The organism is Lysobacter humi (ex Lee et al. 2017) (assembly GCF_054781815.1).
On the sequence record NZ_BAAGTR010000012.1, the window covers coordinates 310,038 to 331,664 of the forward strand.

General features: G+C 69.6%; 22 protein-coding genes, 2 tRNA genes and 1 pseudogene. 9 read left to right on the forward strand and 16 right to left on the reverse strand.

What is annotated here, in order from left to right:
- Window positions 1–71 precede the first annotated feature (71 nt).
- Window positions 72–395 (forward strand): ferredoxin FdxA, encoded by a 324-nt coding sequence (gene fdxA / locus ACYVJJ_RS12475; RefSeq protein ID WP_460834012.1) that lies wholly within the window; start codon window positions 72–74, stop codon window positions 393–395.
- 67 nt (window positions 396–462) lie between these two features.
- On the opposite strand, the gene ACYVJJ_RS12480 is transcribed toward fdxA, so the two are convergent.
- Together ACYVJJ_RS12480 and dapA are read right to left on the reverse strand one after the other, a co-directional pair.
- Window positions 463–954 (reverse strand): hypothetical protein, encoded by a 492-nt coding sequence (locus ACYVJJ_RS12480; RefSeq protein ID WP_460834014.1) that lies wholly within the window; start codon window positions 952–954, stop codon window positions 463–465.
- A 13-nt stretch (window positions 955–967) separates the two neighbouring features.
- Window positions 968–1,870, reverse strand: a complete 903-nt coding sequence (dapA, locus tag ACYVJJ_RS12485) for a 4-hydroxy-tetrahydrodipicolinate synthase (protein ID WP_460834016.1) — start codon at window positions 1,868–1,870, stop codon at window positions 968–970.
- Window positions 1,871–2,032: 162 nt separating this feature from the next.
- Between dapA and ACYVJJ_RS12490 the strand changes: the two genes are divergently transcribed.
- The 5 genes from ACYVJJ_RS12490 (at window position 2,033) to ACYVJJ_RS12510 (ending at window position 6,204) form a co-directional block, all read left to right on the forward strand.
- Window positions 2,033–2,593 (forward strand): glycine cleavage system transcriptional repressor, encoded by a 561-nt coding sequence (locus ACYVJJ_RS12490; protein ID WP_460834017.1) that lies wholly within the window; start codon window positions 2,033–2,035, stop codon window positions 2,591–2,593.
- Window positions 2,594–2,606: 13 nt separating this feature from the next.
- A complete protein-coding gene (locus tag ACYVJJ_RS12495; RefSeq protein ID WP_460834019.1) occupies window positions 2,607–3,074 on the forward strand; it encodes a peroxiredoxin in 468 nt (155 codons plus the stop codon).
- 79 nt (window positions 3,075–3,153) lie between these two features.
- Window positions 3,154–4,551 (forward strand): PhoH family protein, encoded by a 1,398-nt coding sequence (locus ACYVJJ_RS12500; protein WP_460834681.1) that lies wholly within the window; start codon window positions 3,154–3,156, stop codon window positions 4,549–4,551.
- A gap of 4 nt (window positions 4,552–4,555) precedes the next feature.
- On the forward strand, window positions 4,556–5,350 hold the full coding sequence (gene thiD / locus ACYVJJ_RS12505; protein WP_460834020.1) for a bifunctional hydroxymethylpyrimidine kinase/phosphomethylpyrimidine kinase: 795 nt from the start codon (window positions 4,556–4,558) through the stop codon (window positions 5,348–5,350).
- Window positions 5,347–6,204, forward strand: a complete 858-nt coding sequence (locus tag ACYVJJ_RS12510; protein WP_460834022.1) for an alpha/beta hydrolase family protein — start codon at window positions 5,347–5,349, stop codon at window positions 6,202–6,204. The genes thiD and ACYVJJ_RS12510 overlap by 4 nt, the downstream gene beginning before the upstream one ends.
- A gap of 141 nt (window positions 6,205–6,345) precedes the next feature.
- Here the strand turns inward: ACYVJJ_RS12510 and ACYVJJ_RS12515 are convergent.
- The 8 genes from ACYVJJ_RS12515 to ACYVJJ_RS12550 form a co-directional block, all read right to left on the reverse strand.
- Window positions 6,346–6,422 (reverse strand) — tRNA-Arg (locus ACYVJJ_RS12515).
- A 105-nt stretch (window positions 6,423–6,527) separates the two neighbouring features.
- Window positions 6,528–6,620: transfer RNA gene (locus ACYVJJ_RS12520), tRNA-Ser, on the reverse strand.
- 51 nt (window positions 6,621–6,671) lie between these two features.
- Entirely contained in the window at window positions 6,672–6,875 is a 204-nt protein-coding gene (gene csrA, locus ACYVJJ_RS12525) for a carbon storage regulator CsrA (RefSeq protein WP_460834024.1), read from the reverse strand.
- Window positions 6,876–6,995: 120 nt separating this feature from the next.
- The gene (gene alaS / locus ACYVJJ_RS12530; protein WP_460834025.1) at window positions 6,996–9,659 is read right to left on the reverse strand and encodes an alanine--tRNA ligase; all 2,664 of its coding nucleotides are present in this window, start codon (window positions 9,657–9,659) and stop codon (window positions 6,996–6,998) included.
- 116 nt (window positions 9,660–9,775) lie between these two features.
- Window positions 9,776–10,213 carry a regulatory protein RecX gene (locus ACYVJJ_RS12535; protein WP_460834683.1) on the reverse strand — a complete coding sequence of 146 codons (438 nt, stop codon included), beginning with the start codon at window positions 10,211–10,213 and terminating at the stop codon, window positions 9,776–9,778.
- A 438-nt stretch (window positions 10,214–10,651) separates the two neighbouring features.
- Window positions 10,652–11,680, reverse strand: a complete 1,029-nt coding sequence (gene recA / locus ACYVJJ_RS12540) for a recombinase RecA (protein ID WP_460834027.1) — start codon at window positions 11,678–11,680, stop codon at window positions 10,652–10,654.
- Between the two features lie 160 nt (window positions 11,681–11,840).
- Window positions 11,841–12,464 carry a transcriptional repressor LexA gene (gene lexA, locus ACYVJJ_RS12545; RefSeq protein WP_460834029.1) on the reverse strand — a complete coding sequence of 208 codons (624 nt, stop codon included), beginning with the start codon at window positions 12,462–12,464 and terminating at the stop codon, window positions 11,841–11,843.
- Window positions 12,465–12,510: 46 nt separating this feature from the next.
- Complete coding sequence (locus ACYVJJ_RS12550) at window positions 12,511–13,008, reverse strand: CinA family protein (protein ID WP_460834031.1); 498 nt, start codon at window positions 13,006–13,008, stop codon at window positions 12,511–12,513.
- Between the two features lie 135 nt (window positions 13,009–13,143).
- Between ACYVJJ_RS12550 and mutS the strand changes: the two genes are divergently transcribed.
- The 3 genes from mutS to ACYVJJ_RS12565 all read left to right on the forward strand — a co-directional run bounded on the left by mutS (window position 13,144) and on the right by ACYVJJ_RS12565 (window position 16,746).
- Window positions 13,144–15,696, forward strand: a complete 2,553-nt coding sequence (mutS, locus tag ACYVJJ_RS12555) for a DNA mismatch repair protein MutS (protein WP_460834684.1) — start codon at window positions 13,144–13,146, stop codon at window positions 15,694–15,696.
- A gap of 173 nt (window positions 15,697–15,869) precedes the next feature.
- Window positions 15,870–16,046 (forward strand): DUF3606 domain-containing protein, encoded by a 177-nt coding sequence (locus tag ACYVJJ_RS12560; RefSeq protein WP_460834033.1) that lies wholly within the window; start codon window positions 15,870–15,872, stop codon window positions 16,044–16,046.
- Window positions 16,047–16,104: 58 nt separating this feature from the next.
- Window positions 16,105–16,746, forward strand: a complete 642-nt coding sequence (locus ACYVJJ_RS12565) for a DUF937 domain-containing protein (protein ID WP_460834034.1) — start codon at window positions 16,105–16,107, stop codon at window positions 16,744–16,746.
- A gap of 3 nt (window positions 16,747–16,749) precedes the next feature.
- Here the strand turns inward: ACYVJJ_RS12565 and ACYVJJ_RS12570 are convergent, their stop codons facing one another.
- The 6 genes and pseudogenes from ACYVJJ_RS12570 to ffh form a co-directional block, all read right to left on the reverse strand.
- Window positions 16,750–17,148: an RNA-binding S4 domain-containing protein gene (locus ACYVJJ_RS12570; protein WP_460834036.1), complete on the reverse strand. Its 399-nt coding sequence runs from the start codon at window positions 17,146–17,148 to the stop codon at window positions 16,750–16,752.
- Window positions 17,149–17,737: 589 nt separating this feature from the next.
- Window positions 17,738–18,148 carry a 50S ribosomal protein L19 gene (gene rplS / locus ACYVJJ_RS12575; RefSeq protein ID WP_460834038.1) on the reverse strand — a complete coding sequence of 137 codons (411 nt, stop codon included), beginning with the start codon at window positions 18,146–18,148 and terminating at the stop codon, window positions 17,738–17,740.
- A 231-nt stretch (window positions 18,149–18,379) separates the two neighbouring features.
- Window positions 18,380–19,114, reverse strand: a pseudogene (gene trmD, locus ACYVJJ_RS12580) (tRNA (guanosine(37)-N1)-methyltransferase TrmD); the annotation flags it as partial.
- A gap of 113 nt (window positions 19,115–19,227) precedes the next feature.
- A complete protein-coding gene (gene rimM, locus ACYVJJ_RS12585; protein WP_460834040.1) occupies window positions 19,228–19,782 on the reverse strand; it encodes a ribosome maturation factor RimM in 555 nt (184 codons plus the stop codon).
- On the reverse strand, window positions 19,782–20,039 hold the full coding sequence (gene rpsP, locus ACYVJJ_RS12590) for a 30S ribosomal protein S16 (protein ID WP_460834042.1): 258 nt from the start codon (window positions 20,037–20,039) through the stop codon (window positions 19,782–19,784). Before rpsP ends, rimM begins: the two co-directional genes overlap by 1 nt.
- Before the next feature lie 198 nt (window positions 20,040–20,237).
- Entirely contained in the window at window positions 20,238–21,605 is a 1,368-nt protein-coding gene (gene ffh, locus ACYVJJ_RS12595; RefSeq protein ID WP_460834044.1) for a signal recognition particle protein, read from the reverse strand.
- Between the last annotated feature and the right edge of the window lie 22 nt (window positions 21,606–21,627).

Below are 21,627 nucleotides of genomic sequence, written 5' to 3' on the forward strand. Positions count from 1 at the left end.
TGCAGCGATGCGCGGGTTGTTTCGTTTCAGCCCCCGGACGATCTCCGGGCGACCCTCACCGGAAGACCCGCATGCCCTTCGTCGTCACCGAGAACTGCATCAAGTGCAAGTACACCGACTGCGTCGAGGTCTGTCCGGTCGACTGCTTCCGTGAGGGCCCGAACTTCCTCGTGATCGATCCGGACGAATGCATCGACTGCACGCTCTGCGAGCCGGAGTGCCCGATCAACGCGATCTATCCGGAGGACGACGTACCCGCCGGGCAGGAGCAGTTCATCGCGCTCAATGCCGAGCTCTCGAAGGCCTGGCCGGCGATCACCGCGCGCAAGGACGGTCTGCCCGATGCGAAGGACTGGGAAGGCAAGCCGGGCAAGCTCGATCTGCTCGAACGCTGAGGCCGGCCTCGCAGCTCCAAGAAAAAGGGCGCCTTTCGGCGCCCTTTTTTCATCTGCAGCGCGAACCTCAGCGCACGATGCTGGCGCGCAGGCTCTCGATGACCTTGCGCGGTGCGTCGCCCGTGACGGGAAGACCACGCGGATCGACCGCCGAGACGAACGTGCCGTTCTCACCCGTGGTCACGCGCACGAGGAAGCTCGCGCCCTGGTAGGTCACGTCGAAGGCACCCAGCAGCTGCGCGCGGCTGGTGATGGTGAGCCCCTCGATACGCGACAGTGCCTCGCCGACGCGGCCGAAGACCTCGTCGCGCGAACCCGTCGCGGCGAAGCCGAGCTGCGACTGTGCCGCCGCCTGCTGCGTGCCGGACGCCGTCACGGCGCTCGCCGTAGCGGCGGCGCTGGGCGTCGTGTCGAGGTCGGGCGGGACTTCCAGCGCCTGCGCCTGCCCGGTCGAGCTGTAGAGCTTGCCGCCCTTGCGAAAGCGGCTGCAGCCGGCAGCGACGGTGACGGTCAGGAGGACGAGCAGCGAGGCACGGGCGACGACGGACAGCTTCGACATGGAGACTCCGGTTTCAGGCCGCGACGCGGTCGCGGCAGGTGGATTCGATCTGCTGCGCGAGGCCGGCGAACCGGGTCGCGGCCTCCGCATGCGTCGCGGAGAGCGCGGTGAGTGGCAGGCGCAGGCCTTCGCCGATGCCCAGTCGCGTGAGCAGCGCCTTGACCGGGATCGGATTCGGCTCGACGCCGAGGAAGTCGTAGAGCTCGTGCATGCGGGCGTCGTGCGCTTCCGCCGCAGCGTCACGCGCGCGCGCGAGGTCGCACAGGCGACGGAAGGCGGCCGGCACCACGTTCGACGCGACCGAGATCACGCCGTCGGCGCCCTGCAGCATCGCGCGACAGGCGGTCGGGTCGTCGCCGCTGAGCACGGCGAAGCCCTCGTCGCGCAGGGCGAGGAGCGCGGTCATGCGCTCGGGCTCGTTGCGCGCTTCCTTGATGCCGACGATGCGCGGATGCCCGCACAGCTCCGCCACGGTTTCCGGAATCAGGTCGCAGCCGGTGCGTCCAGGTACGTTGTAGAGCAGCACCGGCAATGCCGCATCGCTCGCCACTGCGCGGTAGTGGGCGATGAGGCCGGCCTGCGTCGGGCGCACGTAGGGCGGGGTCACCACGAGCGCCGCGTCCGCGCCGAGCGCCTTCGCGCGGCGGGTCGACTCCACCGTCTTGAGCGTGTTCGACAGGCCCGTCCCGGCGATGACCGGGATGCGGCCGCCGACGATCTGCACGGCGGTACGCAGCAGCAGGTCGTATTCGGGATCGAGGAGCGCAGCGGCCTCCCCCGTCGAGCCGGCCACGACCACGCCCTGCGTGCCCGCGTCGAGCTGCGCGTTGAGCAGCCGGGTCCAGGCGTCGAGGTCGAGTTCGCCCGACGCGTCGAACGGCGTCGCGAGCGCGGTGATGCTGCCGGTGAGTCGCAAGGAAGGCCTCCGCGAACGCGGATCGGGGGAGAGGGCGCCAGTATGCGCGCGGGGATGTTACTTGCGGCGCAAAAGCACCGGCAAGTATCCTGATCGACCGCGGAAGCGGCCTCTCCCGGCGTTTCCGCCGGAAACTCCCTTCGAATCCCTGCAGGCGCCGCCTTGTCCGACACCGCTGCCCGGCCGTCGCCGAACGAAAACTACCTGCTGATCAACGCCTACACCACGCATCCGGAATCCCCGCTGCTGATGGTGACGCGCCGGATCGCCGACAGCGGGTGCAACATGGTCGATGCGCGCCTGTCGACGGTGGGCCGTGATGTGTCGGTGACCGCGCTCGCCATCGGCTCGTGGGACGCCGTGGCCAAGCTCGAGGCGATGCTCACGCGTCTGGAGCGCGAAGAAGGCCTGAAGCTCGTCTGGTACCGCACGGGCCCCAAGCCGGTGCAGTCCAACCTGCTGCCCTACGTTGTGGAGGTCGTCGCCGCCGACAAGCCAGGGATCCTGTTCCAGCTCGCCGATTTCTTCGACCGCCAGGGCATCACCATCGAGACCCTGCACTGCTCGCGCTACCGCGCCATGCAGACGGGCGCGGACATGTTCAGCGCGCAGCTCACCATCGGCGTGCCGTCGAGCATGCACATCGCCGCGCTTCGCGATGACTTCCTCGAGTTCTGCGATCACCTGAACCTCGACGCGATCATGGATCCGATGAAGTTCTGAGGCGGCTGCGACGATGATCGACCGCGCCCCTGCCCTGTCGCTCCCGCTGTCGAACGACGCATCGCTCGAGCTGCCGCCGCGCGAGCGCTGGCTCGCGCTCTACTTCTATCCCAAGAGCAACACGCCGGGCTGCACGACCGAGGGGCACGATTTCGATGCCCTCCTCGCCCGGTTCAACGCGCTCGGCTGCGATGTCGTGGGCGTCTCGCGCGACTCGCTGCGCGTCCAGCAGGGCTTCTGTAACCGGCAGGGCTATGGCTTTCCTGTCGCGAGCGATGCCGACGGGCGCGCCTGCGAGGCCTTCGACGTCATCCGCGAGAAGACGATGTACGGCCGCAAGGTCGTCGGCATCGAGCGCAGCACGTTCCTGATCGCGCCGGGTGGTGACATCGTCGAGAGCTGGCGCAAGGTCCGCGTGCCGGGCCATGCCGCGGCCGTCCTCGACGCCCTGCGCCGGCACGTGGCGGGCGACGCGAGCTGATCTACAACGGGCCTTCACCCCCCGGCGACCGGGCGCTATGGTGGGCTGTCGACGCGCAGACGGCGCGGTCATGGAGCGGCTGATGGCAGGCAAGCGGATCTACGTGCTGGACACCAACGTCCTGATGCACGACCCGACCGCGCTTTTCCGGTTCGAGGAGCACGACGTCTACCTGCCGATGCAGGTGATCGAGGAACTCGACCGCGGCAAGAAGGGCACGTCGGAGGCGAGCCGCAATGCGCGCCAGGCGAGCCGCTACCTCAACGAGCTGATCCAGTCGCGCGGCCACGAGGCGCTGTCGACCGGCGTTCCGCTCGTCCAGCCCGATGGGCTGAACCTGCGCGGCCCCGAGAGCATCGGGCGCCTGCGCTTCCAGACCGAACCTGACGACGTCCAGCGCAAGTTCGGCGCGGTCGTGCCCGACAACGCGATCCTCGGCGCGGTCGAGTCGCTGCGCAACCGCGAGCCGGACGCCGACGTCGTGCTCGTCTCGAAGGACATCAACCTGCGCATCAAGGCCGCGATTGCCGGCCTCGACTCGGAGGACTACGAGAACGACCGCGCGCTCACCGACCTCGACCTGCTCTATACGGGCGTCACCGAGCTGCCCGAGGACTTCTGGGCACGGCACGGCAAGGGCCTGCGCTCGTGGACCGAGCGCGGCCGCACGTACTACGAGATCGCACGACAGGACGGCGACGACTGGTACGCCAACCAGTTCCTGCACCTGCCCGGCGACGAGGAAGCCGAACTGCGCGTGGTGGAGGCCGACGAGCAGCGCGTGCGCCTGCAGATCGTCGATGACTTCCGGCCCCAGCAGCACGCGGTCTGGGGCATCACCGCGCGCAACCGCGAGCAGAACTTCGCGCTCAATGCGCTGATGAACCCGGAGGTCGACTTCGTCTCGCTGCTGGGCACCGCCGGCACGGGCAAGACGCTGCTCGCGCTCGCCGCGGGCCTCGCGCAGACGATGGACCAGCAGATCTACCGCGAGATCATCATGACCCGCGCCACGGTGAGTGTCGGCGAGGACATCGGCTTCCTGCCCGGCACCGAAGAGGAAAAGATGACGCCCTGGATGGGCGCGCTCACCGACAACCTCGAGGTGCTCACCAGCAACCAGGAGGGCGGCAGCTGGGGCCGCGCGGCGACGAACGACCTGCTCGCGAGCCGCATCAAGATCCGCTCGATGAACTTCATGCGCGGCCGCACGTTCCTGTCGCGCTACCTGATCCTGGACGAGGCGCAGAACCTCACGCCCAAGCAGATGAAGACGCTGATCACGCGTGCGGGGCCGGGTACGAAGATCGTCTGCCTCGGCAACCTCGAGCAGATCGACACGCCCTACCTCACCGAGACCACGTCGGGCCTCACCTACGTCGTCGACCGCTTCAAGTCGTGGCCCCACAGCGCGCACATCACGCTGCGCCGCGGTGAGCGCTCGCGCCTGGCCGACTTCGCGTCCGAGGTGCTCTGAGCCGATGCGCTGCTCGGTCCTCACCATCGCCGGCTCCGATTCCGGCGGCGGCGCCGGCATCCAGGCGGACCTGCGCACGTTCGCCGCGCATCGCGTGCACGGGCTCAGCGCGATCGCGGCACTGACGGCGCAGAACACGCGCGGCGTCACTGCGGTGCACGTGCCCGACACGGGCTTCCTGGCCGAGCAGATCGACGCCTGCTTCGACGACTTCGACATCCGCGCGGTCAAGCTCGGCATGCTCGCGAATGCGGCGGTGATCATGGCGGTGGCCGATGCGCTCGAACGCCACCATCCGGTGCCGCTCGTGCTCGATCCGGTGATGGTCGCGACATCGGGCGCGCGCCTGCTCGAACCCGATGCGCTGTTCGCGATGCGTGATCGCCTCTTCCCGATGGCGGCGGTGGTTACGCCGAACCTGCCCGAAGCGTCGCTTCTGCTCGGGCGCGACGTGCGTGATGCGCGGGACGCGGGGCCTGCCGCGTTCGACCTCCTCGCCCTCGGCGCGCGCAGCGCGCTCGTCAAGGGCGGTCACGGACCCGAGCCGACGCAGGTGGTCGACCTGCTCGCGCTGCCGGGCGGGCGCGTCGAGCAGTTCGTGCACCCGCGCCTCCCGGTCGAAGGCCACGGCACGGGCTGCACCCTCGCCTCCGCGATCGCCGCGAACCTGGCGCTCGGCCACTCGCTCGCCGCGGCGTGCGCACGCGCGACGGACTACGTGCATCGCGCGCTCCTGACCGGCTATCGACCGGGGCGTGGGCGCGTGGTCGTGCTCGACCATTTCGGCGCCGCGCCGTGAGCGAGGTCGGCTGGTGCGACGTCGCCGCGCGCGACGGGCATCGCTGGGCGGTGCTCTGCGCGCGCCCGGCCGAGCCGCGCGCGCATGTCGTCTGGCTGCCGGCGCTGGGTGTCGCGGCCCGGCATTACGAACCCTTCGCCCAGGCGCTCGCGGCGCACGGCGTCGCCGTGACGGTGCACGAGTGGCGCGGGCTCGGCAGCAGCAACCTGCGCGCGTCGCGTCGCGAGGACTGGGGCTACCGGGAGCTCCTGCTGGACGACATTCCGGCGACACGCGGGCTCGCGGCGCGCGATTACCCGGCACCGCCCCGCATCGGCGGGCACAGTCTGGGTGGACAGCTGGCGGCGTGCGCCGCGGCGCTGGACCCGCAGGGCGTCGAGGCGCTCTGGCTCGTTGCCAGCGGCTCGCCGTGGCCCGGCGCCTTTCCGCGCCGCACGGCGTGGTGGCTGCCGGTGGCTTACCAGACGCTGCGATCGCTCGCGCGGCTCAACGGCTCGCTGCCCGGTCGACGACTGGGCTTCGGCGGGAACGAGGCCCGAAGCGTGATCCATGACTGGAGCGGGACCGCGCTCACGGGGCGCTACGCGGCACCGGGCGTCGGTGATCTCGAGCCGCGCCTCGCGACCCTTGACCTTCCCGTGCGCGCGGCGGTACTCGACGCGGACTGGCTCGCGCCGGCGTCGTCGCTGCGCTACCTCGTCGGCAAGACGGCGAGCCACGACGTGCGCGTCGAGACGTTCGACACCGCGCGCCTCGGCGTCGCGGCCGATCATTTCGCATGGATGCGCTCGCCAGCGCCGATCGCGGCCTTCCTGACGGGACTGCCCGACACGCGGGTGACGCCGAGCATGTAGCTCGTCGTGCAATTCGACGCACGTCCCGTCGGCGTTGCATGCGACCAGGAGCGTCGCGAGATGCCCACACCGGACGCACCGTCGGGACACAGACGCGCAAATACAAACAGGCCGATGGTTTCCCATCGGCCTGTCGGTATTTGGCGCGCCCGGAAGGATTCGAACCTCCGACCCCCAAGTTCGTAGCCTGGTGCTCTATCCAACTGAGCTACGGGCGCGTAGTCGAAAAATTATGACGTCAGATGAATCGGTCGTCAAACATTTTTCTGTTTTCGGAAGCCTTTATCGCAGGTTTCCGATGTGCCGCAACGCGGCGGTACAACTGGCGGAGACGGAGGGATTCGAACCCTCGATGGAGCTTTTGACCCCATACTCCCTTAGCAGGGGAGCCCCTTCGGCCTCTCGGGCACGTCTCCGGGATAACGCGAGCCGGAGATGTTAACGCCCCGCGCCGGCCGCGGCAATCGTCAGCCCTCGGCTCCTTGCGCGGCCTCGTCGCGACCTTCGCCGCCACGCTGGATGCGCTGGTAGATCTCTTCGCGATGGACTGCGACGTCCTTCGGTGCGGTGATACCGATCCGCACCTGGTTGCCCTTCACGCCGAGCACGGTCACGGAGACCGAATCGCCGATCATCAGGGTTTCGCCGACGCGACGCGTCAGGATAAGCATTACGACCTCCTAGGCCGGCACTCCGCCGGGCGGGTGCGATCATGCGTCGATCGCACCGGAATATGGACACAAACGCCCGCCATAGTAGCGAGCGGCCATTTCATGCCGCAAGGAATGCAGTCACACTCCAGCGGCATTAGTACGTTCCATCACGACCTGCGCCACACCCGCGAGGGCCTCGCGCAATGCGGGGACGTCGTCGCCACCGCCCTGCGCCATGTCCGGCCGGCCACCGCCCTTGCCGCCGATCTGCCGGGCGACGTGCCCAAGGAGATCGCCCGCCTTGACCGGGCCGAGCGCCGTGCCGCTGACGCCGGCCACGAGCGCCGCCTTTCCGTCCTGCACGCCCGCAAGGACAACAACGGCATCGACCAGCTGTTGCTTTAGCCGGTCGACCGCATCGCGCAGCGCCTTGGCGTCGAATCCTTCCAGCCGGGCGGCGACCACTTTGATCCCGCCGACGTCGACCGCGGATGACGCCAGGTCGGCCGTGGCGCCCGAAGCGGCCTTCGACTTGAGCGATTCGAGCTCGCGCTCGAGGCGACGCTGGCGGTCCATGAGGCCACGCAGCTTGTCGGCGACTTCCGCGCGCGGCGCGCCCACCAGCCGCGCCGCCTCGTCGAGCCGCTGCAGCTCGGCCGCGATGTGGTCCAGCGCGCCCTGGCCGGTGACGGCCTCGATGCGCCGCACGCCGGCCGACACGCCGCCTTCGGAGAGGATCTTGAACACGCCGATGTCGCCCGTGCGGGCGACGTGCGTGCCGCCGCACAGCTCGGTCGAGGCCTCGCCCATGCGCAGCACGCGCACGCGGTCGCCGTACTTCTCGCCGAACAGCGCCAGCGCGCCGAAGTCGAGCGCTTCCTGCATCTCCATCTGGTGGATGTCCACGCCGTGGTTGGCGCGGATCTCCGCATTGACCTGGCGCTCGATCTCCGCGAGCTCCGCCGCGGAAACCGGCTGGAAGTGCGCGAAGTCGAAGCGGAGGCGATCGGGCGCGACGAGCGAGCCCTTCTGGGTCACGTGTTCGCCGAGCACGCGGCGAAGCGCGGCATGCAGCAGGTGCGTCGCCGAATGGTTGAGCACCGTCGCGCCGCGACGCTGTGCGTCGACCGCGCCCAGCACGTTGTCGCCGCGCGTGATGCGGCCGCTCTCGAGTCGGCCGACGTGTCCATGGAACTGGCCGGCGAACTTCAGCGTGTCGCGCACGACGAAGCGTGAGCCCTGCAGGTCGAGCTCACCCGCATCGCCCACCTGGCCGCCGCTCTCGGCGTAGAACGGCGTGCGGTCGAGGATGACCACGCCCTCGTCGCCGGTTTCGAGCGCGTCGACCGGGCGGCCGTCCTTCAGCAGCGCGACGACCTGCAGGCCGCCATCGACCAGCTTCTCGTAGCCGAGGAACTCCGTCGCGGGCAGCTGCGCGGCCAGCTCGGCGGGCATGCTCGTGGCATTGCCGAACTTGCCTGCGGCGCGTGCACGGTCGCGCTGCTCGGCCATCAGGCGCTCGTAGTCTTCCATCGCCGACGGCGCGAGCTCCGCGCCTTCGCGCTCGCGAACGATGTCGGCGATCAGGTCCGGCGGGCAGCCGTAGGTGTCGTGCAGCTGGAAGAGCTGCTCACCGTCGATGCGGCCCGCGCTGCGCTGCAGGTAGCTTTCGAGGCGCTGCATGCCGGCGTCGAGCGTCTGCGCGAACGCCGCCTCTTCGGCCTTGAGCGAGCGCTCGACGAAGTCGCGCTTCGCCGCGAGCTCCGGGTACGCGTCGCCCATCACCTCGACGAGCGGCGCGACCATCTTCCAGAACGTGCCGTCGGCCGCGAGGCCGTTGAGCTTCCAGATGTGGCGGATCGCGCGGCGGATGATGCGGCGCAGGACGTAGCCGCGGCCCTCGTTGGACGGCAGCACGCCGTCGACGATGAGGAACGAGCAGGCGCGGATGTGGTCGGCGATGACGCGCAGCGACTTGTTGTCGAGATCCTCGCGCTGGGTCAAGCGCGCGGCGGCGCGCACCAGGTGCGCGAAGATGTCGATCTCGTAGTTGCCGTGCACGCCCTGCAGCACGGCGGCCATGCGCTCCAGCCCCATGCCCGTGTCGACGCACGGCGCCGGGAGCGGCACCAGCGTGCCGTCCGGCTGGCGGTCGAACTGCATGAAGACGTTGTTCCAGATCTCGATGTAACGGTCACCGTCCTCATCGGGCGAGCCCGGGGGGCCGCCGGCGATGTGCGCGCCGTGGTCGTAGAAGATCTCGGTGCACGGGCCGCACGGGCCGGTGTCGGCCATCTGCCAGAAGTTGTCGGAGGCGAACGGTGCGCCCTTGTTGTCGCCGATCCGGATGATGCGGTCGACAGGCAGGCCGATCTCGCGATGCCAGATGTCGAAGGCTTCGTCGTCGGTATGGTAAATCGTGACGAGCAGGCGCTCGGGCGGCAGCTTCCAGACCTGCGTGAGCAGCTCCCAGGCCCAGGCGATCGCCTCCTTCTTGAAGTAGTCGCCGAACGACCAGTTGCCGAGCATCTCGAAGAACGTGTGGTGGCGCGCCGTGTAGCCGACCTGGTCGAGGTCGTTGTGCTTGCCGCCCGCGCGCAGGCAGCGCTGCACGTCGGCCGCGCGCACGTAGCCCGGCTTCTCGCTGCCGAGGAAGACGTTCTTGAACTGCACCATGCCCGAATTGGTGAACAGCAGCGTCGGATCGTTCGCCGGCACGAGCGGGGCCGACGGGACGATGGTGTGCCCCTTGCTGCGGAAGAATTCGAGGAAATCGCTGCGGATTTCGGACGTGGTTTTCATGCCGGGACGCGGTCTCAGGAGATGGCAGGCAGCGCGACGGCCGCCAGGAGGGCGGCCGGGCGTCGCGGGCGGACCGTGAAGAGTAGCAGGCAGGCTGCCCCGAGCGGGGCCGCGCCTCAGTCGTCGGCGTCGGGGCGACTCGCCGCGCGGACGATGTCCCCGGGGAAACCACGGCGAACGAGGTAATCGCCGGCCTTGCGGGCACGCAGGCGGGCATCCTCGATCCGTGCGAAGCGGCGGGCGACCTGATCGCGCGCGATCTCGAGCCAGTCGCCGTCGAAGCTTTCGAGCACGTCCTGGCGGATTTCCGCCGGGAGATCGTGCGTGGCGAGCTCGGCCCGGATGTGGAGGGGGCCATACCCGCTCGAAGCCCGCGCGCGCACCAGGCTTTCCGCGAAGCGCCGCTCGTCCTGCCAGCCGGCGTCAGCGAGCTTGCCTACGGCCGCCATCACCTCGTCCGTCTCGATGCCCTTGGCCGAGAGCTTGCGCGTGAGCTCCTTGCGCGAATGCTCACGACGGCTGAGCAACCCGATCGCACGCTGCACGGGCGTCAACGGCGGGCGAGCGCGGCGCTTGCGGGTCCGTGTGTCCCCGTCCTCGCCGAAAAGACTTTCGTGCGCCGGCCCGGACGCCGGTGCGAGGTCGGCATCTGGATCGGACGGCAGGCCTGTTGCGGCCGCATCCGCGACGGGCGCGTCTGCCCTTGCCTCGTGCGGCCGCGTCGCGCCCCGCTGATCGCGAGTCGAACGACTGGCGACATCGGCCGACGACGTCGAGCCGCCGCTCGGTGCCGCCGGCGGAGGCAGGCGCGCGCTGCCCGGGCTAACCAGGTCCGCCAGTCGCACGATGCCGGTCGGCTCGGGGCCGGCGCTCGACCCCGCATGCGCCCGCTGCCGCGGCCCGCCGCCGGATGCAAACGACGCGGCCCCGGGCTCATCGCCCGGGGCCGGTCCACGATCACGCCTGGAGCGGTCTCCAGCCATCGGTGCCCATCACGCCTCGGTTTCGGCTTCCGCCGGGCTGATCTCCTGCGGGACGAACTTCTCGCGCAGGGCCGCCTCGAGCTTGGCCGCCATCGCCGGGTTCTCCTTGAGGAACTGGCGGGCGTTCTCCTTGCCCTGCCCGATACGCTCACCGTCGCAGCTGTACCAGGCGCCCGACTTCTCGACGAGCTTGGCATCCACGCCCATATCGATCAGCTCGCCCTCGCGGGAGATGCCTTCGCCGTACAGGATCTCGGTGACGACCTGCTTGAACGGGGGCGCCAGCTTGTTCTTGACGACCTTGATGCGGGTCTGGTTGCCAATGATCTCGTCGCCCTTCTTGATCGAGCCGATGCGACGGATGTCGAGGCGCACCGATGCATAGAACTTGAGCGCGTTGCCGCCGGTGGTGGTCTCGGGGCTCTGGCCCGGCATCATGATGCCGATCTTCATGCGCAGCTGGTTGATGAAGATGACCAGCGTGTTGCTGCGCTTGATGTTGCCGGTGAGCTTGCGCAGGGCCTGCGACATCAGGCGGGCCTGCAGGCCCGGGAGCTGGTCACCCATCTCGCCCTCGATCTCGGCCTTCGGCGTGAGCGCGGCGACCGAGTCGATGACGACCATGTCGACCGCGTTCGAGCGCACCAGCATGTCGGCGATCTCGAGCGCCTGCTCGCCGGTGTCCGGCTGCGAGAGCAGCAGGTCCTCGACGTTGACGCCCAGCTTGGCGGCGTAGATCGGGTCGAGCGCGTGCTCGGCGTCGATGAAGGCCGCGGTGCCGCCCTTCTTCTGGCACTCGGCGATCGCCTGCAGCGTCAGCGTGGTCTTGCCCGACGACTCGGGACCGTAGATCTCGACCACGCGGCCACGCGGCAGGCCGCCGATACCGAGTGCGATGTCGAGCATCAGCGAACCGGTGCCGACGATCTCCACGGCCTCGACCGCACGGTCACCCATGCGCATGACCGAGCCCTTGCCGAACTGCTTCTCGATCTGGCCAAGGGCCGCCGAGAGCGCTCGCTTCTTGTTCTCATCCATCGTCGGTTCTTCCTGTTGGTTCGTTGTGAGCGGAGACTTTAATGACGGGGCATCGCATGCACTGAGACGATGGCATCCGTGGCTGAACTGTGGCCTGAGCGGCGCGTTCGCGGCATCGGAAGCGACGGGAAACAACCGTCGGAAAGCCCCGCGCGGAGCGTCAGCGATTGGGCCGCACGAGCCCGCAGTACAGGCCCTCGATCGCGAACTCGTGATCGGGCGTGACCTCGATCGGCTCGAAGTCGGGATTGCGCGGGAGGAGGCGGATGCGGTCCTTCGCGATCTTCAGCAGCTTGACGGTGATCGCGTCATCGATGCGCGCAACGACGATCTGCCCCGAGCGCGCCTCGTTCGTGCGATGCACGCCGATCAGGTCGCCGTCGAAGATGCCCTCGTCGCGCATCGAGTCTCCCTTCACGCGGAGCAGGTAATCGGGGGCCGGCGCGAACAGGTTCTTGTCGAGAAGGACCATGTCGTCGGAGCCGATGTCCGCCCCGATCGGCAGGCCGGCCGCGACCTGGCCGAGGACCGGCAGGTGGAGCATGTCGCCGGCATTCGCTGCCGGGCGGGCGGGGTTGGCGACCAGTCGGATGCCGCGGGCCTGCCCGGGCACACGCCGGATCGCGCCGGCCTGCTCCAGGGCCTGCAGGTGGTACTGCGCCGCCCGAACGCTGCTGAAACCGAAGACCTGGGCGATCTCCGTCTGCGACGGCGGTACGCCGTCGGCCTCGATGCGCTCGGCGATCATTTCGAGGATCGCCTGCTGGGTGTCGGTAAGGTTCATTAGTAGCAATGCTACTAACCCACCACCCCGCGCGGAAGACCGTCCGTCAGACGGCGTGCGCCAGAAGCCCCTCGAGCGCCGCGGCCACAGTCTGGCGCCGGACCGCCTCGCGGTCACCCTCGAAATGATGGACGGCCGCATGCGGATAGCCGCCGCGGCGCTTCCAGGCGATCCAGACCGTGCCGACCGGCTTCTCGACGGTGCCGCCGCCTGGCCCGGCGATTCCCGTCACGGCGACGGCCAGGCTGGCCGCCGAATGCACCAATGCACCGGAAACCATCTCGACCACCGTCTCGCGGCTCACCGCCCCGTGCTCTTCGAGCGTGTGCGGGTTCACGCCCAGCAGCCCCTGCTTGGCCTCGTAGCTGTAGACCACCATGCCGCAGTCGAACCAGCCCGACGAGCCCGGAAGGTCGGTCAGTACCTTGGCGATCCAGCCGCCGGTGCAGCTCTCGGCCGTCACGACCGAGAGGTGGTGCGCGCGCGCGGCGTCGGCCAGGCGGTGGGCCATCGTCGTGAGCTGGGCGTCGGTGGGCAGGTCCATGCGCGCACTATAGACGCCGGCCGTGGGCGCCCTGCCGCTGGCATACTCCGCGGCCCGGTGGCCGCACCGCCGAGCCCGATCGCCCTCGTGAGTCCGAACCCGAGCGCCGCCAGCGCCGACGCGCACACCCCGCTCATGCGCCAGTTCTTCGCCTGCAAGGCGGAGCATCCCGACGTGCTGCTGTTCTTCCGGATGGGCGACTTCTACGAGCTGTTCTACGACGACGCCCGCAAGGCCGCGAAGCTCCTCGACATCACCCTGACCCAGCGCGGGAACTCCGCGGGACAGCCGATCCCGATGGCGGGCGTGCCGCATCATGCCGCCGAGAGCTATCTCGCCCGGCTGGTCGCCCTCGGCGAGTCCGTCGCCATCTGCGAGCAGATCGGCGACCCGGCGACGACGAAGGGCATCGTCGAGCGCAAGGTCGTCCGCCTGGTGACGCCGGGTACCGTCACCGACGAAGCCCTGCTCGACCAGCGCCGCGACACGCTGCTGCTCGCCATCGCGCGCGGGCGCGGCGGCTACGGCCTGGCCTGGGCCGACCTCGCGGCGGGCCGCTTCCTCTGCAACGAGGTCGCCAGCGAGGACGCCCTCGAAGCCGAGGTTGCGCGCCTGGACCCGGCGGAGGTGCTCTGCCCCGACGAGGATCCCCTGCCCGCCTGCCTCGCAAGCCGCGTGGGCCTGCGCCGGCGCGCCCCCTGGCTGTTCGACGTCGACAGCGGTCGCCGCCAGCTGCTGCGCTTCTTCGACGTCCACGACCTGACGGCCTTCGGCATCGACGACCGCCCGCTCGCGGTCGCGTCGGCGGCGGCGCTGCTCGGCTATGTCGAGGAGACCCAGAAGCAGCGGTTGCCCCACCTGACGTCGATCGCACTCGAGTCGGGCGACGGCGCGATCGCCATGAATGCGGCCACGCGCCGGCACCTTGAACTCGATGCACGCATCGACGGCGACCACCGCCACACCCTCCTCGGCGTGCTCGATTCGACCGTCACGCCGATGGGCGGCCGCCTGCTGCGCCGCTGGCTGCACCGCCCGCTGCGCGATCGCGGCGTCCTGCGCCACCGGCACCAGGCCGTGGCAACGCTCCTCGATGCCCGCGCCGACGAGGACCTGCGCGACGACCTGCGTGCCGTCGGCGATGTCGAGCGCATCCTCGCGCGTATCGCGTTGCGCAGTGCGCGACCGCGCGACCTCTCCACGCTGCGTGACACCCTCGCCCGTCTTCCCGCGCTGCGGAGCCGGCTGGCACCGCTCGATGCTCCGCGCCTGCAGGCGCTTCGTGACGCGCTCGGCGAGCACGACGCCACCGCGGCGCATCTCGCCGAGGCGATCGTCGAGCAGCCGCCCGTGCTCGCGCGCGACGGCGGCGTTTTCGCGGACGGCTACGACCACGAGCTCGACGAGCTGCGGCGGCTCTCGACGCATGCCGACCAGTTCCTGATCGATCTCGAGGCGCGCGAGCGCGAGGCCACCGGCATCGCGACGCTCAAGGTCGGCTACAACCGCGTGCACGGCTACTTCATCGAGATCAGCAAGGGGCAGTCCGCGCGTGCGCCGGCGCATTACGCGCGCCGGCAGACGCTGACGGGCGCCGAGCGCTACATCACCGACGAGCTCAAGCAGTTCGAGGACAAGGTGCTGTCGGCACGCGAGCGCGCACTGTCGCGCGAGCGACTGCTCTACGAACAGCTGCTCGACGCGCTCAACGCCCGGCTGGAACCGCTCAAGCACTGCGCAGCCGCGCTCGCGGAGATCGACGTGCTCGCCGCCTTCGCGGAGCGGGCGCAGGCCCTCGACTGGGCACGCCCGGAACTCGCCGAGCATCCCGGCATCCGGATCGAGCGTGGCCGCCATCCCGTCGTCGAGGCGGTGCGCGATACACCGTTCGAGCCGAACGACCTCATCCTCGACTGCGCGCCCGACCATACGGGGCGCCGCATGCTCGTCATCACCGGCCCGAACATGGGCGGCAAGTCGACCTACATGCGGCAGAACGCGCTGATCGTGCTGCTTGCGCACATCGGCAGTTTCGTTCCGGCGTCGACGGCGGTGATCGGGCCGATCGACCGCATCCTCACGCGTATCGGCGCCGGCGACGACCTCGCGCGCGGCCAGTCGACCTTCATGGTCGAGATGGCGGAAACGAGCTACATCCTCCACCACGCCACCGATCGCTCGCTCGTGCTGATGGACGAGATCGGCCGCGGCACGTCGACCTACGACGGCCTCGCGCTGGCGGAGGCGTGCGCCCGGCACCTCGCGCAGGTCAACCGCGCCTACACGCTGTTCGCGACGCACTACTTCGAGCTCACGCGGCTCGCCGACCCGGGTAGCGGCATCGCCAACGTGCATCTCGACGCGGTCGAGCACGGCGACCGGCTGGTCTTCATGCATGCGGTCAAGGACGGCCCCGCCGACCGCAGCTTCGGCCTGCAGGTGGCGGCGCTCGCCGGCCTGCCGCGGAGCGTCGTCCAGCAGGCACGTGCGCGACTGGGCGAGCTCGAGGCGCAGCGCCCTGCCGATGCGCGCGCCCCGCTCACGCCCGCGACGCTCGACGCTCCGCAGCAGTTCGGCCTGTTCCCTGCGACCTCCGCCGCATTGGACGCACTCGCGGGCATCGAGCCCGACGAACTCACGCCACGCCAGGCACTCGAGGCGCTGTACCGGCTCAAGTCATTGGCCTGATCGCCGGAATCCGGCCGGCCACGGCAGACGGCATCGCGACGCCACTACGCCCCGCGTCGAAGCCGTGCGCAGGATCGAAGATCAATTGCGGTAATCGACACCTCGATCCGGGCGCGATCGGCATCCGCCGTTGACGACCCGGGTGCTGGAATCGCCGGCAACGAGGAGATGACATGTCCGGCCATCGCATTCCCAACGACACGCAACGCGTCAACGTCAACGACGAGGCGGAGCTCGCCTACTGGTCGCGCGAGCTGGGCGCCGCGCCCGACACGCTGCGGGAGGCGGTGAGCGCCGTCGGCGTCGAGGTCGAGAACGTGCGCCTGCACCTCGGCCAGGTATCCGGCTGAGCCCTCACGGGGCGTCGATGGGCGACGGCTAGGATCGGGGCGACTCCCGGAGAACGCCATGAACGCGCCCCTGATCGACGACCTCCTCGACCAGCTCCGCGGTGCGCCGCTGCGGCAGCTCGGCGAGCGCCTCGGCCTCGGTCCCGACGATGCCTATGCCGCGACGCAGACCGCACTGCCCCTGCTCCTCGGGGCGCTCAACCGCAACGCGCGGACTCCGGGCGGCGCGTCCGCGCTCTACGAGGCGCTCGACGTCGACCATCGCGGCGCCGATCCGGGCAACGTACTCGGCACGGCCCTCGCCGGCGGCACCCAGGGCGCGGGGATCCTGCGTCATGTGCTCGGCGGGCGCGAGCCGGTCGCGGCCGAGACGGTCGGCGCGGTCGCCGGGATCGGTCAGGAGCGGGCGCAGATGCTGATGCGCGTCCTCGCGCCCGTAGTGATGGCCTACCTCGCGCGGCGCGTGTTTACGCCTCGCGACACCGACGGCGCCGGCACGCCCCAGGCGAGCCCCGAAGGCCTCGCCGTCGCGCTCGAGGACGAAGAGCGCGCGATGACGCAGCGCGAAGGCTTCGGCAGTGGCCTGCTGTCGATGCTCGACCGTGATGCCGACGGCGACGTCGACCTCGCCGACTTCACCGGCCAGCCGCAGCTCGGCACGGTGACGCCGGAGATGCGCAGCCCGCGCTCGCGGCTGTGATCGCTACAACGCGTCGAGGTCACCCAGCGCGCGGATGAGGCGCCTCGCCCGCTTGTCGGGGCGCTGCTCCGGCGCGCGGAAGCCGTCACGCATCGCCTGTCGCTCCGCGCGTGCAGCCTCGCGACGCGTCTTCGACGCCTCGCTCTCGGCATAGAGCGCCTGTGCGACGGGTGCGGGGCCCCTCTCGACGCTCAGTGCCAGCACGGCGACCTCGAAGCGCTCCTCGCCACGCACGACGTCGAGCACGTCGCCGATTCTGACGCTGCGGGACGGCTTCGGCCGCTGACCGCCGACGTCGACCTTGCCGGTCTCGATCGCCTGCCGCGCAAGCGAGCGCGTCCTGAAGAAGCGTGCCGCCCAGAGCCATTGGTCGAGGCGGACGGAGCCGAGCTCATCGGTCATTCGGTAGGTCCGGAAGCAGGAACGTCACGATCGCGACTGGAGGTCCAACGCCGTTGGCGAGGGTCGGAGCGTCGCCCATTCGAGGCCACATTCGGTATTTACACGCGCAGCGGCAACATCGACTGAAGCGTAGTCACAACGCGTGATGCACCGCGGACCGAGGTTCGCGGGAGGCGTTCGAAGCGGCCCTACGTTGCGTACGCGGCGGTGGCCGACGCCCCGCAAAGGCACTGCACGACCGGCCGTCGCAGATTCCCTCGATGGCGTCGCGCCTCGGTTGCGATGCAAGCGCGACTGGAGAGAACTACCGGTGCCGCTCTAAGGCCGCTACACACCGTGCGCGAGCCGTGGAGCCGCGACCAAAGTGTTTGCCGCCTCGGCCGTTTCGTCCGTAGCCGTACAACCTCATCGACGAGACCCGCAACGGTTACGCCGGCCGGGGCGTGTGGGCAGCAATTGGAGGCTTATGCATCGTCATGGCATGCATTCAGTTCGCGCTGCGCCCGATACGCCATCCATCCACTATGGCGTTACGTCCCAAATGCAAACGGCCGCCCGAAGGCGGCCGTCGGCGGTACCACGCGGCGGATTACTCGGCCGCGGCAGCAGCGGCGGCTGCAGCCTTCGCCTTCGCGTACGCCGCCAGATCTTCCTTGATGCGTGCCTTCTTGCCCTCGAGGCCACGCAGGTAGTACAGCTTGCCCGCGCGGACCTTGCCGCGACGCTTCACTTCAACCGAATCGATCGTGGCGGAGTGCGTCTGGAAGACGCGCTCGACGCCGAAGCCGTGCGAGATCTTGCGCACAGTGAACGACGAGTTCAGGCCGGCGTTCTTGGTGCCGATGACCACGCCCTCGTAGGCCTGGACGCGCTCGCGATTGCCTTCCTTGACCTTCACGTTCACGACGACGGTGTCGCCCTGGTTGAAGTCGGGAAGCTTGCGGGTGATCTGCTCGGCTTCGAAGTTCTGGAGCAGCGTATTGAGCGACGGCTTGTTCATGGGTGTTGGCCTGTAGGTGTCGTTGTAGAGCCGCGAGTGCGCGTGGACCCGCGTGCCGGCATCGGTGGAGCAAGGAAGCCGCGCATTGTAACGGGAAATTCCCTTGCGGGGCTAGGAGTTAGGCGGTCGCGCCGAGTCGCCGCCGGGTTCCGTGACGGCAGCTGGATTCCCAGAGGGGGCCTCATGGGGGTCAGCGCCTCCGGCCGCCCCACCCGCGAGGCCTCCCGCCAGCGCCGTCTCCTGCCGGTAAGCCTCGAGCAGCCGGGCATCCTGCTTGGACAGAACACGCCCCGCCAAAAGGTCCGGCCGCCGGTCCTCGGTCCGTCCGAGCGACTGCATCCGCCGCCAGCGGGCAATGCGGGCGTGGTCGCCCGAGAGCAGCACGTCCGGCACCGTCCCGAGTGCATGCTCGACCGGGCGGGTGTAGTGCGGGCAGTCGAGCAGCCCGTCCTCGAAGCTGTCCTGTGCGGCGGACTCGGCGTCGTTCAGGGCGCCGTCCTGCAGCCGCGCGATCGCGTCGATGACCACCGCGGCGGCCAGCTCGCCACCGGACAGCACGTAGTCGCCGATCGACAGCTCCTCGTCGACCTCCGCGCGGATCAGGCGCTCGTCGACCCCCTCGTAGCGCCCGCAAAGCAGGATCAGGCGCGGCTCCGCGGCCAGCCGGCGAACGGCCGCCTGGTCCAGCCGACGCCCCTGCGGGCTCATGTAGACGACCCGCGCCGGGCCCTCGCCCGCGGCGCGTGCCGCTTCGATCGCACGCCGAAGCGGATCGATCAGCATGACCATCCCGGGGCCGCCCCCGAACGGGCGATCGTCCACCCGGCGGTAGTTGCCCTCCGCGAAGTCGCGCGGGTTCACGCCCCCGACCGCCAGCAGCCGGCGCTCGATGGCACGGCCGACCACGCCGAAGCCCGCGCACTGCGCGACGAACTCGGGGAACAGGCTGACGACGTCGATGCGCATGGGTGATGTGGCCTCTGGCGCGGATGCGGTGGACGGAGGGCCGCCCGCGCCGTCCGCGCGGCGACGCGCGGGCACGCCAGCGCGGGGCCGGGGCGCAGGCGACTGGCCGATCCTTAGAAGTCGGGATCCCAGTCGACCGTGATGCGGCCGGCGACCAAATCGATATCGGTGACGTACTGGGGCCGGACGAAGGGGATCATCCACTCGCGGTCACCCTCGCGCGCCACAAGGACGTCGTTCGCCCCGGTGGCGAACAGGTGGGAGACGCGCCCCATCGGGCGGCCGTCGACGTTCACGACCGCGAGGCCCTCGAGGTCGATCCAGTAGAACTCGCCCTCGGCGGGCTTCGGCAGCGCCGACCGCGGCACCCAGACCTCGGTCCCGCGCATCGCCTCGGCGGCGTCGCGGTCCTCCACCCCCGGGATCTCGGCCGACAGGCCCTTCCCGACCTGCCGTCCGCGCACGCCCATCAGCTCGCGCTCGTTGCCGCGCGCGTCGCGGAGGATCCAGGGCCGGTAGCCGAAGATGGCCGAGCGGGGCTCGGTCCAGCTCTCGAGTTTCACTTCCCCACGAACGCCAAAGGCGCCGACCACCCTGCCTACGAGGATGCGGCGCCCCGGGTTTTCGCTGGAATCGCCACCGCCCGCGCCTTGCACGGGCGAGGCCATCAGGCCGCGGCCTGCGCCTTCTGCGCCTGCTTGTACAGGTCGGCGACCTTGTCGGTCATCTGCGCGCCATTGCCGATCCAGTGCTGCACGCGCTCGACGTTGAGTTCGACGCGCTTCTCGTTACCCGCAGCCACCGGGTTGTAGAAGCCGACGCGCTCGATGTTGCGGCCGTCGCGGGCGCTGCGGCTGTCGGTGACGATGATGTGGTAGAAGGGGCGCTTCTTGGCGCCGCCACGCGTAAGGCGGATCTTGACCATGGTCTTCTCGGTGTTGCCCAGCTGCCGGAATGGCAGGGTAAGCCGGCGATTTTAACGGGATTTTCTCTCCCCGGGAACCCGGCGGGGCGGATGACCCTGCCGTAGGGCCGGGCTTGGCCGCGTCCGGCCCATCAATGACCGGAAGTCTGCCGCGGCTGCATGCGACGCCTGCCGGTTCCCGCGCGCAGCCCGCGCAACTCAGCGGAACGGCATCCCGCCGCGGCCGCCCATCATCCCCTTCATCCCGCGCATGAGCCCCTTCATGCCGCCGCCGGCCAGCTTGGACATCATCTTTTCCATCTGCTGGTACTGCTTCATCAGCTTGTTGACGTCGCTCGGCGCCAGGCCCGCGCCCTTGGCGATGCGGGCACGGCGCGAGCCGTTGAGCAGCGCGGGGTTGCGGCGCTCCTTTTTCGTCATCGAATTGATGATGGCGATCATCCGCGGCACTTCCTTGCCGGTGACCTGGTTCTTGACTTCGTCCGGCAGCTTCCCGATGCCCGGCAGCTTGTCCATGAGCCCGCTCAGGCCGCCCATGTTCTGCATCTGCTCGAGCTGGTCCTTCATGTCGTTGAGGTCGAACTTCTTGCCCTTGACGACCTTCTCGGCGAGCTTGGCCGCCTTGTCCTTGTCGACCTGCTGCTCGACCTGCTCGACGAGCGACAGCACGTCGCCCATGTCGAGGATGCGGCTGGCGATGCGGTCCGGGTGAAAGACGTCGAGCCCGTCGGGCTTCTCGCTTGTGCCGATGAACTTGATCGGCTTGCCGGTGATGTAACGCACCGAGAGCGCAGCACCACCGCGCGCATCACCGTCGGTCTTGGTCAGCACGACACCGGTCAGCGGCAGAGCCTCGGCAAAGGCCTTGGCCGTGACGGCCGCGTCCTGGCCGGTCATCGAGTCGACGACGAACAGGGTCTCCGTCGGCGACACCGCGCCGTGCAGGACCTTGATCTCCGCCATCATCGCCTCGTCGATCGCGAGGCGGCCGGCGGTGTCGACGATCAGCACGTCAACGTACGAGCGGCGCGCATCGTCGATGGCGGCGCGGACGATCGCCTCGGGCTTCTGCGAGGCATCCGACGGGAAGAAGATCACGTCGATCTGCTGCGCGAGCTGGCGCAGCTGCTCGATCGCGGCCGGACGGTAGACGTCGGCCGAAACCACCATCACCTTCTTCTTGCGGCGTTCCTTCAGGTGCTTGGCGAGCTTGCCGACCGTGGTCGTCTTGCCCGCGCCCTGCAGGCCGGCCATCAGGATCACCGCCGGGGCCGGCACGTTGAGGTTCAGGTCGATGGCCTGCGCGCCCATGACCGCGGTCATCTCGTCGCGCACGACCTTGATCAGCGCCTGGCCCGGCGTCAGCGACTTGAGCACCTCCTGGCCGACCGCGCGCACCTTGATGCGCTCGATCAGGGCCTGCACCACCGGCAGCGCGACATCGGCCTCGAGCAGCGCGATGCGGACCTCGCGCAGCGACTCGCGGATGTTCTCCTCGGTCAGCCGGCCGCGGCCGCGCAGGCGCTCGATGGTGCCGGAAAGGCGCTGGGAGAGGGACTCGAACATGGCGCGAGGACCGCGAAAAACA

Bases quoted from the DNA above. Each gene is read 5' to 3' on its own strand.
- rimM (WP_460834040.1), bottom strand. From the start codon at position 19,782: ATGGCCTCGCCCGTGCAAGGCGCGGGCGGTGGCGATTCCAGCGAAAAC.
- fdxA (WP_460834012.1), top strand. From the start codon at position 72: ATGCCCTTCGTCGTCACCGAGAACTGCATCAAGTGCAAGTACACCGAC.
- ffh (WP_460834044.1), bottom strand. From the start codon at position 21,605: ATGTTCGAGTCCCTCTCCCAGCGCCTTTCCGGCACCATCGAGCGCCTG.
- ACYVJJ_RS12495 (WP_460834019.1), top strand. From the start codon at position 2,607: ATGATCGACCGCGCCCCTGCCCTGTCGCTCCCGCTGTCGAACGACGCA.
- thiD (WP_460834020.1), top strand. From the start codon at position 4,556: ATGCGCTGCTCGGTCCTCACCATCGCCGGCTCCGATTCCGGCGGCGGC.
- csrA (WP_460834024.1), bottom strand. From the start codon at position 6,875: ATGCTTATCCTGACGCGTCGCGTCGGCGAAACCCTGATGATCGGCGAT.
- ACYVJJ_RS12560 (WP_460834033.1), top strand. From the start codon at position 15,870: ATGTCCGGCCATCGCATTCCCAACGACACGCAACGCGTCAACGTCAAC.
- ACYVJJ_RS12565 (WP_460834034.1), top strand. From the start codon at position 16,105: ATGAACGCGCCCCTGATCGACGACCTCCTCGACCAGCTCCGCGGTGCG.
- rplS (WP_460834038.1), bottom strand. From the start codon at position 18,148: ATGAACAAGCCGTCGCTCAATACGCTGCTCCAGAACTTCGAAGCCGAG.
- ACYVJJ_RS12550 (WP_460834031.1), bottom strand. From the start codon at position 13,008: ATGGACCTGCCCACCGACGCCCAGCTCACGACGATGGCCCACCGCCTG.
- alaS (WP_460834025.1), bottom strand. From the start codon at position 9,659: ATGAAAACCACGTCCGAAATCCGCAGCGATTTCCTCGAATTCTTCCGC.
- mutS (WP_460834684.1), top strand. From the start codon at position 13,144: ATGCGCCAGTTCTTCGCCTGCAAGGCGGAGCATCCCGACGTGCTGCTG.
- recA (WP_460834027.1), bottom strand. From the start codon at position 11,680: ATGGATGAGAACAAGAAGCGAGCGCTCTCGGCGGCCCTTGGCCAGATC.
- ACYVJJ_RS12570 (WP_460834036.1), bottom strand. From the start codon at position 17,148: ATGACCGATGAGCTCGGCTCCGTCCGCCTCGACCAATGGCTCTGGGCG.
- rpsP (WP_460834042.1), bottom strand. From the start codon at position 20,039: ATGGTCAAGATCCGCCTTACGCGTGGCGGCGCCAAGAAGCGCCCCTTC.
- lexA (WP_460834029.1), bottom strand. From the start codon at position 12,464: ATGAACCTTACCGACACCCAGCAGGCGATCCTCGAAATGATCGCCGAG.
- ACYVJJ_RS12480 (WP_460834014.1), bottom strand. From the start codon at position 954: ATGTCGAAGCTGTCCGTCGTCGCCCGTGCCTCGCTGCTCGTCCTCCTG.